Below are 12,864 nucleotides of genomic sequence, written 5' to 3'. Positions count from 1 at the left end.
CCTCCCAAAACCGGTTAAAGGTGTTTCACAATATGGTGCAAATGTATCATATAGCGGTCAAGAACTGATTTGACGGTCGCAATTTCCGAAGTTGAGCACGTCGAAAAAACGGACAAATACAAGGGTGGAACCGGACATGAGCATGCAGGAAACCTCTAAAAATCAAGGGATTCAGGTGATATCGCGTGCAGCGGCGATCTTACGGCTTTTGGGTCAGGAGACGGATGGGCTCAGCCTTGGGCAAATCGCATCACGTGTCGGATTGCCCCGCTCTACGGTACAGCGGATTGTCGCGGCACTGACGGTCGAGGGGTTCATTTCAACCGATAAAGGGTATGGGGGAATCAGGTTGGGGCCAGAGATTCAAAGCCTCGCCCAAGCCGCCGCTTCTGGCATACGTGACCGTCTGCGCCCCATTATGAAACGCATTTCGGACGAGACCGGAGAGACGGTTGATCTGGCTATTCTCGACGGAGACAAGATGCTGTTCATCGACCAAATCGTGGGCCGTCAACGCCTGCGCGCTGTGTCCAGTATCGGCGAATCCTTTCCCCTGACGACCACCGCGAATGGAAAGGCCGCATTGGCCTGCATGGACCCCGCCCGCGCGACCCGGTTGATTTTGGCAGAGTTGGAAGGCGACAGCTCCAAACCGCTCGCCACGATCCTGCGCGAAGTCGAAGACGTCCGCCAGGGTGCCCTTGCCCGCGATGAAAGCGAACATACCGACGGGGTCTGCGCCCTTGGGCTGGCCATCGAAGACAGCAATGGCGACATCTATGCGCTGTCCACACCCGTGCCCGCCAGCCGCTATACTCGCATCAAGGATCGCCTGACCGACGCAATCCATCGCCACCTGTCCGGGCCCGTCTGACACGCGGTCGCATCCAACCGACTGGTGTCGCAAAAGAACTGGACAGGTCTGTCCAGTTATCGGACAGTCCCATGCAACCAGACGGATGCGACAGGGGACAGACATGGATTCACACTACCGGGTTATGGTGATCGGTGGCGGCGTTGTGGGCACATCGGTGCTCTACCACCTTGCCAAGATGGGTTGGACGGATGTGTGCCTGATCGAACGCTCGGTGCTGACAGCTGGGTCAAGTTGGCATGCCGCTGGTGGGTTTCACGCACTGAATGCGGACCCCAACATTGCACAACTCCAAGCCTATACAATCGATCTGTTCGAGGAGATCCAGGAGGAATCCGGTCAGAACATCGGGCTGCACATGACAGGTGGCCTGACCATGGCGGGCACGCCGGATCGGTGGGAATGGTTGCAATCGGCCTATCGTACGTTCCAGTCTATCGGGATTGAGGATTGCCGCCTTGTCACCGTCGAAGAAGCGGTCGGGCTGAACCCGATCATGTCGGGTGACGGTCTGCTTGGCGGCATGTGGGCCGACCGCGAGGGGTATATCGACACCACAGGCACTGTGCATGCCTATGCCAGGGCCGCCAGGAAACGCGGTGCCACGGTGATGGAGCACAACCGGGTGCTGGAACTGAACCAGACCCTGCAAGGCTGGAACGTTGTCACCGAAAAGGGTACCATCAGTTGCGAACATGTAGTCAATGCCGCAGGCCTTTGGGCCAAGCAGGTGGGCCGCATGGCGGGGGTTGAACTGCCCGTCTCGCCGCTCAACCACCACTATCTGATTTCCGACACGATCCCCGCGCTTGAGGATTTGGACTTTGAGGTGCCCATGACTGTGGATCTCGAGGGGTTCACCTATCTGCGCCAAGACCAAAAGGGCGTGTTGCTGGGCATCTACGAGGTCGACCACCAGCACTGGATGATGGACGGCGCACCGTGGGAATACGGGTTCGAGCTGCAACAAGAAGACCCCGACCGCATCGAAAAGGAGCTGATCCTGGGGTTCGAACGCTATCCCGCGCTTCAGGACGTGGGCGTGAAAACATGGGTGAACGGGGCCTTCACCTTCTCACCCGATGGCAACCCGCTGGTGGGGCCTGTGCCGGGCAAACGTGGGTATTGGTCGGCCTGCGCGGTCATGGCCGGGTTCCTGCAAGGCGGCGGTGTCGGCAAATCGCTGGCCGAATGGATGATCCATGGTGAGCCCGAGGCGGATGTTTACGGCATGGACGTCGCGCGCTATGGCGTCTGGGCCGAGAACAAGCAGTACATCAAGGAAACAACCGGCCAATTCTATTCCCGCCGGTTTGTGATGACCTATCCCAACGAACAACTGCCTGCGGGCCGCCCGCTGAAAACCGCGCCCGCCTATGCGGACATGACAGCCGCCGGATGCCACTGGAGCCAAAGCTGGGACCTCGAAGTGCCGCTTTATTTCGCACCCCAAGGGTTCACGGAAAGACCATCGCTCAAACGCAGCAACGCCCATGATATCGTAGGTGCCGAGTGCAGGGGCGTGCGCGAACGGGTCGGATTGCTGGATATCACGGGCTTTTCCCGCTTCGAAGTCACGGGCAAGAATGCGGGAAAGTGGCTGAATTCGATCATGGCATCCCGCCTGCCCAACCCCGGACGCGCGCGGCTGGCCCCGATGCTGGGCGAAGACGGGCGGCTCAAGGGGGATCTGACCGTGTTCAATTGGGGCGATGGCGTCTGGTGGATCATGGGCAGCTATTATCTGCGCACATGGCATCAGCGCTGGTTCGACGATCACATGATGGACGGCGTAACGCTCAAGGACCTTGGCGATGAAATGGCCGGCTTTTCGCTGTCAGGCCCCAAGTCGAAAGCGGTCATCGACGCGCTGACCGATGGCAAGGCAAGTACGCTGCCCTTCATGGGATGTCGCGCTTTCGACATCGGGTTGCTGCGCTGCAAGGTCGGACGGCTGTCTGTGACCGGCGAGATGGGTTACGAAATCCACTGCCGTATGGGTGATCATGCAACCTTGCGCAAAACGCTGCTGGCCGCAGGCGCGAACCACGGGATGATCGAATACGGGTTCAACGCGCTGTTGTCCCTGCGCCTTGAAAAGTCGTTTGGCATCTGGTCGGCAGAGTTCACCCAAGGCTACACCCCCGGCATGACGGGCATGGATCGCTGGATCGACTGGGACAAGGAGTTTGTCGGCAAGGCGGCGGCGATCGCTGAACGGGATGGCAATGGCCCCGCTCAAATACAGGTCACGCTTGAGGTAGACGCCGCTGGCGCGGACGCGTCAGGCTATGAGCCAATCTGGAAAGACGGACAAAAGGTCGGCTTTGTCACATCGGGCGGATACGGGCACACGACCGGGAAATCGCTGGCCATGGCACTGGTCGATGCGGATCACAGCGGCGCGGGTACGGATCTGAAGGTGCACATTGTCGGGGTCGAACGCAGCGCAAAAATCATTGCCGCTTCGCCCTATGACCCCGAGGGCAGGGCGATGCGCGGATGAGCGATCAACCCAGACGACGGCGGGGACGCGGCGCGGCCCCTGCCAAGACGCGCAAGACGGACTACCGCCAACTGCGCAACCCGTTCCCGGCAATGAATGTGTTTTCCGACGACCGGATCGCGGCAATGCACAACGCCGCACTGGACGTGCTGGAACGGCTTGGCATCAAGGTGCTGTTGCCGGAAGCGCGTGCGGTTTTCAAAGCGGCGGGCGCACGCGTTGATGAGAGCACGCAAATGATCCATATCGGGCGTGAGGTGGTCGAGGCCGCGCTCGATACAGCGCCCAAGTCCTTTGCGCTGAAAGGCGGCGCACCCGAGCGCGATCAGATCATGGAACTGGGCACGATGATCTTTCAACCGGGCGCGGGCTGCCCGCATGCCACCGACCTTGAGCGCGGACGCCGCCCCGGCACGGAACAGGACTTTCGCGAACTCATCACCCTGACCCAACATTTTGACGTGCTGCACATGATCCCACCGCTGGTTGAACCGCAGGACGCGCCCATTCACCTGCGCCACTATGCGATGACCCAAGGGCAGATGGAGCTGACGGACAAGGTGCCGTTCATCTACTCGCGTGGCACTGGGCAGGTCGATCAATCCTTCGAAATGCTGCAAATCGCGCGCGGTCTGTCAGATGAGGCGTTCCGGGCGGACGCGCATTGCTACACCATCATCAATACCAACTCGCCGCGCCAGTTGGACATTCCCATGGCGCTCGGGATCATGGATTTCGCACGCGCCGGGCAGATGGCGGTCATCACGCCGTTCACGCTGATGGGGGCGATGGCACCGATTACGGTGGCGGGGGCGATGACGCTGTCACATGCCGAGGCGTTGGCCGCCATTACCCTCGGCCAGTTGGTCAGCCCAGGTGCGCCCGTGTGCTACGGCACGTTCACCTCGAATGTCGACATGAAGTCGGGCGCGCCCGTCTTCGGCACGCCCGAACACTTCAAGGCGTCGCTCGCCGCCGGACAACTTGCGCGCCATATCGGGCTGCCATGGCGCTGTGCATCCGGATCAGCGGCGAACCTCGGCGACGTGCAGGCCGCAAACGAAACTCAGTTCGGCACGTGGGGCTGCCTGATGGCGGGGGCAACCGTGACTTTGCATGCGGCAGGCTGGCTCGAAGGGGGGCTGACTGTCAGCTATGAAAAGCTGATCACCGATGTCGAAGTGCTGCAAATGGTCGCCGAGCTGTGCGTGCAAACTCCGGCAGAAGAGGCCGAGATCGCATTGGACGCGTTGCAAGAGGTGCAACCGGGCGGCCACTTTTTCGGCGCAGCGCACACGATGGAACGCTACAGCACCGAGTTCTACGAGCCGCTGGTCGCGGACTTTGCCAATATCGGCACTTGGGAGGAGCGGGGCAGTGTCGATGCAACTGCCCGCGCAACCGGCATATGGAAAGGGATCCTGCGCGACTTTACCCCGCCCACAAGCCACGAAGACAACCTGGAAGACTTGCGCACCTATATCAGCAAACGCAGCGCCGAAGGCGGCTGCGCGCCGGAAAACTGATGGGTGCCCCCCTGCTGCACCGGGATAACCCGGCCAAGAATCCACTGATTGGCAATGTCAAAGTCACCCGACAGGATTGGCTGAACGCGGCCCTCGCTGTGTTGAAACAAGGTGGGGTCGAGACAGTCAAAGTAGCCGATCTGGCCGCCAGGCTGGGTGTGTCGCGATCCAGTTTCTATTGGTATTTCAAGAACCGGAGCAACCTGCTGGATGCCCTGTTACAACATTGGCAGGACACCAACACCGCCGCCATGGTCGCGCAGGCCAATGCGCCCGCTGATACGATCACTACCGCCTGCTGCAACGTGTTTCATTGCAACATCAACACCGACCTGTTCGACAATCGGCTCGACTTTGCGATCCGGGATTGGGCACGCCGGTCTGATCGGGTGAACGTGGTGCTCAAGGCCGGGGACGACGCGCGATTGGCGGCCCTGACCGCGATGTTCGCCCGTTTCAGCTATGACCCGCTTGAGGCCAAGGCCCGCGCGCGGGTCCTCTACTACATGCAGCTTGGATATGATGACGCAAACCTGGGCGAAACCCTTGCAGAGCGTCTGGCGATGGTGCCCGGATATCTGGTGGCCTTCACCGGAAAATCTGCGCACCCCAAAGAGATCAACGCCTTTATCAAATACGCGCGTGCTGTCACCGACGCTTGACCCCCGACCACGACCGCCTCAAAGATTGCCTTTTCAGGAATTGAGGGCCTATGCGCACCCAAGTTGTCATTGTCGGTGGTGGACCATCCGGGCTTTTGCTTGGCCAGTTGCTGCACAAGGCCGGGATCGAAGCGATTGTACTCGAACGCAAGTCACGCGCCTACGTGCTGGGCCGGATACGCGCCGGGGTGCTTGAACGCGGCCTCGTGGGACTGATGGGCGAGGCGGGTGTGGATGCCCGGATGAAGGCCGAAGGGTTTGTCCATGACGGCACCCTGATCGGCTATGACAACGACATGTTCCGGGTAGATTTCACGCAGCATACGGATGCGACTGTTATGGTCTATGGACAGACGGAGGTGACACGCGACCTTTATGATGCGCGCGACAAGACCGGAGGTGACACGCGGTTCGAAGTCGACAACGTGGTGATCCATGACGCGGACACCGACGCCCCGTTCGTGACTTATGACCAGGACGGCACGCACCACCGCATCGACTGCGATTTCGTGGCTGGCTGCGATGGCTTCCACGGGGTCAGTCGCCAGACAATCCCGGCATCTGTCCGCCGCGAGTATGAAAAGGTATATCCGTTCGGCTGGCTTGGCGTGCTGTCCGAAACACCGCCCGTGAATGACGAATTAATCTATGCCAACTCCGACCGCGGCTTTGCCTTATGTTCGATGCGCAATACCAATCTCAGCCGGTATTACATCCAATGCGACGCGGGCGATGATGCCGGAAACTGGAGCGATGACGCCTTCTGGGACGAGCTGCGCCGCCGCATTCCACCCAGCGCCGCCGAGGCCCTCGCCACAGGGCCAGCCCTCGAAAAATCCATCGCACCCTTGCGCAGTTTCGTCACCGAACCGATGCGGTGGGGGCGCTTGTTCCTGTGCGGGGATGCCGCGCATATCGTCCCGCCCACCGGGGCCAAGGGGCTGAACACCGCAGCTTCGGATGTGCACTATCTTAATCAGGGTTTGCGCCAGTTCTATGCCGACAATGACACCCATGGCATCGATATCTATTCGGAAAAGGCGCTGGCGCGGGTGTGGAAGACCGAGCGGTTCAGCTGGTGGTTTTCAAACCTCATGCACCACTACCCCGGTCAAAGCGAGTTTGACAAAAAGATGCAGTTGGCCGAGCTGGCCCTGCTGCGCGACAGCCCCGAAGCGCAAGCCGCCATGGCGCTAAACTATGTCGGGTTGCCGTACTGATTGGCAGACTGAAGGGCGGCGACGCACAGTTCCGCCACGGAGAAGGTCAGCATCACACCCGGCCGACATAGCGCGGGTCAGGGGGCCAACCATTGCCCTTTCCACGCGTCCGACCGCAGGAATTCGGCGCGACGGTGCCGCGCCCCGAGGTGCACAAGATCAATGTGCGTGATGACGCAGTATAGCACCGCAAACCGATCCCGCCGCACCGGTTTATCATAGGCATAAACCTCTGAAATCGGGGTGCCGGGATCAGGCACAGTCCCGTAGGACACCCGCGAGGCGGCGGGCACCTTGTCCCAGGCCGCCTGCACTGCATCGCCAGTCTGGATCGTGACATGGGTGGTCAGGCGGATTTGCAGGTTGGATCTGGGAACCCACACATGCAGCGCAGCATGAGGGTTTGACCCAAGCGCTGCGACTTTCGGGGTGGCGATATCTGTGTGTACTTCGACCACGCCCGCCACCTGCCCTGCATGGCGCAGGGCCACCGTCCGCGCCTCGGGCAACCCGCGAGGCGAGATGGTCGCAAAAGTCGGATAGCGCGCGGGTGCCCTGCTGTCAGCCACACCGTGCCGCAAATACTGCCAGCCTTCCTCCAGAAATGCCGCCAGATCGTTTGGATCACTCATATCCTGTCATCTCCAGATAACCGACGCCTGTATGGGAGCCTTCGATGACCACCGGCCCCTCCCAGTAGGGGATGCTCAGCGGCATCCACGCTTGGGTGTTAAGCGCCTCGACACGCACATCAACGCCGCGACCCGGCAGCTGTACCTGCCACGTTGTGGGCACATCGCGCCCGCCCACCTCGCTTTGGGTCATGGGTTGGGCGGCAAACGCCCCGTCGGGATAGGCTGTGGTGCGCCCATCCGCCTCGATCCACGTGGAGGCGCTGTAAAGCGTTCCGTCGCGCTGGCGCAACTGAAATCCCATCAAATTGGTCCCATCATCAAAGGACAGTGAAAACCAATCCCAACCTGACTGATTGTCTGACAGTGGTTGCGACGACCATTCCCGATCGAGCCACGCATTGCCAGTCACCTCGACTGGCCCGTCTGGCAACATCAGGGTGCCCGCAATCTCGTAGAACGGTTGAGAATAATAATAGCTCGCCTGCCCCTCGGCCGATTTGACCGAAAACCCATCCTGCCCGTGAAACACCAGTGGGCCCTGCGCCTGCAACGCCATGTCATAGGCGAAGTCGGGGCCTTGGGCCGTCAGAGTCAGAGTGTCAAAGTCCGGCCCCTCCATCGCCCATTCGTCAATCCAGGCACGGAAAGGTTCGGCTTGGACGCCCGCGACTCCGACGCCCCCCCGCGCGAAACGTTCCGTGGCAAAATGCGCCTGCGGAGTGGTGACCGCCGCATGAGCAAACCAGACCTGAGGAGAGGCCCAGCCGGCGTCCTCTCCGGGTGCGAGGGCCGTGCGAAACAAGGTCCATTGCAGACCATATGGCGTCCCATCCACATCTGTCAGGTTGGCCGTCAGATACCACCACTCGATACGATAATCCGGGTGTGGGCCGTGATCTGCGGGAAAGTCGAATTGCGGACCGGCCTGCGGTACTTCAAACCCTTGGGCGTCCGTGCCAAGACCCGCAAAACCCTGCGCGAACACGCTGACAGGCCAAAAAAGAAGAAAGACGACCAGCCTAATGCTCATGGGCAAACACCTTGAGCAACGCATTGGGCGGCACCCGCATCAGACGGATCGCAGGCCACGCCGCAGCTGTACCGGCAGCTAATATCGCATATGCCCCAAGCCGCGCATAATCCGCAGGAAACAGATACATCGGCAAACGCCAGCCAAATGCCTCCACGTTGATAATCGCCAAAAGGACCCATGCCAGACCAAGCCCGACAGGCAGTGCGAACAGGCACACAACCCCAGCGAAAACAAGTGCGCGGATAACCTCCAACTGCCCAATGCGGCGACGGGTCAGCCCAAGCGCCCAGACCGGAGCCAGTTGTGGCACGCGCAAATCCGCAAGAGTCAGGAGGCACATCAACATCGCAAACCCGGCCACGGCCAGCGTCAGTACGTTGAGCGCAGCGGTCACCGTAAAGGTCCGGTCAAAAACGCTCATCGAAAATGCCTTGAGCGCGACTTGATCGGTGATGGCGCTGTCGGCGATCCCCACCTCATCACTCAGGGCGCGCCGCAGAGTTGCGGCGTCGTCCGTGCGTAGACCAAATTGACGGGCGCTGACCTCTGGGTGAAGGCTTTGGAACAGCGCCTCGCCAATCACCAACTGCCCGCGTGGGTTGCCGTAGTCGGCCACAATCGCCGCCAAGGGCAGCATGCGATCCGGGGCCACCTCAACAAGGTCCCCGATCCAAAGCCCCGCACGGCGAGCCAGTTGTTCATTTGCCACAGCCGCAGTGCCCGCGGCAACTTGGTCCCACGCAGAGGGGGTTGCGGCCAGGAACTGCCAGTTCTCGCGATAGGTCGGCCCGACCCGCACCCCAAACAGGCGCGTCGGTTGGCCTGCCACTTGCGTGTCACGCACAAGCAACGGCAAAGCGGTTGCCCCGAGACGTGGCGCTGCCGCTTCGATCGCGGCGGCTTGCCCGGCAGTTTCCGCCTCGACATAAAGCTCGGGCGCAAGACGCTGGTCCAGAAACGCCACAAAGGTCAGCCGAAAGCTCGACACCATGGTGGCCACCCCGATATTGGCTGAAATGGCCAGCAGCAGCGCCATCAACGCAAGGCTGAGACCGGGCAATTGCTGGCGCGTATCCGCCCAGAACCAGCGCGCCACCGGCGATTTGGCTGTGCCCTCGGCCAAGGCCAGGACCGGACGCACCAGAAGGGGCAGCGCGAGTGCGGCCCCGATCAGGAAGCAGCCCAACAGTGCAAAACCCGCAACCAGCCCTGATCCCCATACCGCCAAAGCACCCGCACACAGCAGCAAGCCGAGTGCGCCCACACCCTGAACCAACTGCGCATTGCCCAATGTCATTGCCCATGCGCGGGGTCGCGCGCTCGCCAGCAGCGGCATCCGCGCGATCTGCCACAGCCGTCCACCCGCCGCCGCCAAAGCGCCGAGAACCGCGATGGCCATGCCCGACCCCCACCACGAGACCCTGAATTGCAGCGTTCCGGCCATTTCAGCGCCGTAAAGGCCGCGCAGCGTGCCAGCGACGTCCGGTAGCAACAGCGCGGCGATCACATATCCCAGAACCACCCCGATACCTGCGCCGACAAGTGCGAGCGCAACGACCTCAGCAACCATCAACGTGATCAGATGTGGTAAGGGCACACCCAAGGCGCGCAGCGTCCGCACCATGCCCCGCCGTTGTTCGAACGCAAGGCCGATGGTGCTGTAGACAATGAACAATCCCACCGCAAAGCTGAGCAAACCAAAGGCGGTCAGGTTCAGATGGAAACTCTCGGTCAACTCACCCACATCTGCCGACTGGCTGGCAGATTGCAGACGCAGATGCGGGGCCAAGTCTTCCAAGGCGGGGCGGCGCAGGGGCTGATCTGGTTGCACCAACAGGCGGGACAGGTCACCGCGCCTCAGCAGTTGTTGCACCGCGCCGACGTCCCCGACAGCGATGCCCGGCGTGATCGTGTCCTCAACCAAAACAGTGACACCATCACCGAGTGCCTGGGCAGTTTCAGCCGTTGCATAAAGCTGGCCCTGACTCAGGAAGCTGTCCGGGTCGCCCGCCTCTGCCATCCCTTCAACGCCGAACCTTGCAGGAGAAGACAGCGGATCAAACCCAAGCAGGCGCACGCCGTCCAGTCGCCCTTCGATGATGGGCGACACCAGCCAACCCGCACGCCGCAGGGTCACAAAATCCTGTTGGGCAATACGATCCCCCGCGCGCGGCAATATCTGGTCAAACTGTCCGTCACCCAAGGTAGCCACCGCCGCATCATAGCTTGCGCGCGCCTCGGCGTTGATGGCCTGAACACCGGACCACAGGGCGGTGGCCAAGGCGAGACCGACCAAAAAAGCAAACGACTGCAAAGGATTGCGACGCCAGTGCGACGCCAAGGCCGCAAGGCACGCACGCGTCACGCCAACACTCCACGGCTAAGATGCAACCGGCGACCCATACGGGCGGCGATGGTGGGTGAATGTGTCACTAGCAGCAATGCAGCGCCCGTATCCGCCACGAGGGTCAACAACTGGTCCAGAACCTGCACGGCCGTACTTTCATCCAGATTACCTGTGGGTTCATCAGCCAGCAACACTTGCGGACGCGCCGCAATGGCCCGCGCGATGGCGACACGCTGTTGCTGGCCGCCCGACAGGGCCTCGGGGTATTTGCGCATCTGATCAGACAGCCCAAGCCGAGCGGCAAGATCGCCAATCAGGACCATATCCGCACGCCCTGCAAGCCGCGCCTGAAACGCGATATTGTCCGCCACATTCAACGATGGGATCAGATTGAACTGTTGAAAGATCACAGCCACATCCCGACACCGCACAACGGCCCGATCACTGTCGGACAAGCCGGTCAGATCGTGACCCGCCACGCGCACAGTCCCAGCATCCGCGACCTCAAGCCCACCGGCAATATGGAGCAATGTGCTTTTGCCGCTACCGGATTCCCCGGTCAGCGCAAGCGTTTCACCGGGCGCAAGTGTCAGGTCCACACCACCCAACACACGCACAGGCCCATCCGCCCCCGCAAATGTCTTCTGAACACCGCATAGAAAAAGGGCCGGGTCGGCTTGCGTCATACGCGGTTCAACCCCGTCGCGATCAACTCTGTCACGGGCACACGAGCCTTCAGACGGGTCGCCAGCAGAAACATGCCCGCGACCTTGCGTTGGATATAGAGCAAATCCATGGGCACCGGAGGCGGCACAAAACCGGCAGCGGCCAGCGCCTCACCTTCGCGCTGCAACCGCCGGGACAAATCCGATGTGCCAAGGTCCAGCAGGGGCGCGACCCGGATTTCATCAAAGACAAGCATGATCATATCAAGGATGCGGTCGCGAAACGGGGCCTCGACGGTATCCGGCACCAATCCCATCTGCATCACGATATGGCCAACCTCGGTGCGTTGATCTGCCAACCCGGCCTGCAAGAGTGCACGCATATGGGTCTGCAAGGCCGCAGGCACGCGGCGCGTCGCGCCAAAATCCAACAAGGCGATCCGCCCCGTGTCCGGATCAAAGCGATAATTGGCAAAGTTGGGATCGGTCTGCATCACGCCGAACTCAAACAACTCTCGCAACATCAACATACACAGCACATACATCACCCCGTCACGCACATCCTGAGGTTGCTCAGCGACCGTTTCGATCTTGTCAGACTTCACGTATGTCATTGCGAGCACTTTTCGCGTGGTCAGCGGCGCATGGAGCGCGGGCACGATAAAATCCGCATCATCTTTCAGCAATCGGCCAAAGGTCGCAAGATGAGCGGCCTCGGCGTTGTAATCCGCTTCTTCCTTCAGTTGCGCGCGCGCCTCATCCAGATAGGGACGCAATTCAAAGCCCTCGGGCAACAGCCGTGACATGCGGATCAGACTGCCAATGTTTGACACGTCACTGTCAATACTGCGCGCGATGCCGGGATATTGCACCTTGATCGCCAGTTTGGTGCCATCAGGCAAACACGCCCTGTGAACCTGCCCGATAGAGGCCGCCGCAATGGGGCGCACATCAAACTGGGCAAAGCGCTGACGCCAGCCGGCACCCCACTCCGTATCCAGCACATCGCGCAACTGTTTGGGCGGCATGAAATCAGCATCGGCGCGCAGGCGGGCCATAACCTCGGCCAGTTCGGGGGGCAACACATCGCCAGCATCCATCGAGACAAGCTGACCGACCTTCATCGCCGCCCCACGCATGCGCGCCAACTCATCCGTCATGCGGCGCAGGTTGCCCGGAGTCATAAACAACTCGCGCGGTGTCGGGCGACTGCCCTTGCCCCACTGGCGCGCACCGTCAACAGCCATGCGTCCGGCCACATCCGCGGCGAGCACACCCATGCGCATCATGCGCGACACGCGACCTGTCGGCACCGCCAGCGGGCGCGATATGGGGTTATTTTGGCTCATCAGTGTTTCATGCCCTCGGCTCCCTCGTAAGCTAAGTGTCGGATGCA

At 61.1% G+C, this 12,864-nt stretch carries 10 protein-coding genes; 5 read left to right on the top strand and 5 right to left on the bottom strand.

Annotation, left to right across the window (positions count from 1 at the left end; translation table 11 throughout):
• Nucleotides 1–175 precede the first annotated feature (175 nt).
• From Q0859_RS18045 to pobA, 5 genes are all read left to right on the top strand, one after another.
• Entirely contained in the window at nucleotides 176–874 is a 699-nt protein-coding gene (locus tag Q0859_RS18045; RefSeq protein ID WP_299153826.1) for an IclR family transcriptional regulator, read from the top strand.
• Nucleotides 875–977: 103 nt separating this feature from the next.
• Nucleotides 978–3,380: an FAD-dependent oxidoreductase gene (locus Q0859_RS18040; RefSeq protein WP_299153824.1), complete on the top strand. Its 2,403-nt coding sequence runs from the start codon at nucleotides 978–980 to the stop codon at nucleotides 3,378–3,380.
• Entirely contained in the window at nucleotides 3,377–4,906 is a 1,530-nt protein-coding gene (locus Q0859_RS18035) for a trimethylamine methyltransferase family protein (protein ID WP_299153822.1), read from the top strand. The genes Q0859_RS18040 and Q0859_RS18035 overlap by 4 nt, the downstream gene beginning before the upstream one ends.
• Nucleotides 4,903–5,568 carry a TetR/AcrR family transcriptional regulator gene (locus tag Q0859_RS18030; RefSeq protein WP_299153881.1) on the top strand — a complete coding sequence of 222 codons (666 nt, stop codon included), beginning with the start codon at nucleotides 4,903–4,905 and terminating at the stop codon, nucleotides 5,566–5,568. The genes Q0859_RS18035 and Q0859_RS18030 overlap by 4 nt, the downstream gene beginning before the upstream one ends.
• 50 nt (nucleotides 5,569–5,618) lie before the next feature.
• The gene (gene pobA / locus Q0859_RS18025) at nucleotides 5,619–6,788 is read left to right on the top strand and encodes a 4-hydroxybenzoate 3-monooxygenase (protein ID WP_299153820.1); all 1,170 of its coding nucleotides are present in this window, start codon (nucleotides 5,619–5,621) and stop codon (nucleotides 6,786–6,788) included.
• Nucleotides 6,789–6,865: 77 nt separating this feature from the next.
• On the opposite strand, the gene Q0859_RS18020 is transcribed toward pobA, so the two are convergent.
• The 5 genes from Q0859_RS18020 to Q0859_RS18000 are packed head-to-tail and all read right to left on the bottom strand — an operon-like array spanning nucleotide 6,866 to nucleotide 12,817.
• Entirely contained in the window at nucleotides 6,866–7,420 is a 555-nt protein-coding gene (locus Q0859_RS18020; RefSeq protein ID WP_299153819.1) for a pyridoxamine 5'-phosphate oxidase family protein, read from the bottom strand.
• Nucleotides 7,413–8,453, bottom strand: a complete 1,041-nt coding sequence (locus tag Q0859_RS18015) for a lipocalin-like domain-containing protein (protein ID WP_299153818.1) — start codon at nucleotides 8,451–8,453, stop codon at nucleotides 7,413–7,415. Before Q0859_RS18015 ends, Q0859_RS18020 begins: the two co-directional genes overlap by 8 nt.
• Nucleotides 8,443–10,821 (bottom strand): ABC transporter permease, encoded by a 2,379-nt coding sequence (locus Q0859_RS18010; protein ID WP_299153817.1) that lies wholly within the window; start codon nucleotides 10,819–10,821, stop codon nucleotides 8,443–8,445. Before Q0859_RS18010 ends, Q0859_RS18015 begins: the two co-directional genes overlap by 11 nt.
• The gene (locus Q0859_RS18005) at nucleotides 10,818–11,489 is read right to left on the bottom strand and encodes an ABC transporter ATP-binding protein (protein ID WP_299153816.1); all 672 of its coding nucleotides are present in this window, start codon (nucleotides 11,487–11,489) and stop codon (nucleotides 10,818–10,820) included. Before Q0859_RS18005 ends, Q0859_RS18010 begins: the two co-directional genes overlap by 4 nt.
• Nucleotides 11,486–12,817, bottom strand: a complete 1,332-nt coding sequence (locus Q0859_RS18000; RefSeq protein WP_299153814.1) for an AarF/ABC1/UbiB kinase family protein — start codon at nucleotides 12,815–12,817, stop codon at nucleotides 11,486–11,488. The genes Q0859_RS18005 and Q0859_RS18000 overlap by 4 nt, the downstream gene beginning before the upstream one ends.
• Nucleotides 12,818–12,864 lie beyond the last annotated feature (47 nt).

The sequence above is a fragment of the uncultured Tateyamaria sp. genome, assembly GCF_947497045.1.
Classification (GTDB): domain Bacteria; phylum Pseudomonadota; class Alphaproteobacteria; order Rhodobacterales; family Rhodobacteraceae; genus Tateyamaria.
The sequence above is the reverse complement of the archived record's forward strand: the minus strand, read 5'-3'. Positions and strand labels throughout refer to the sequence as shown.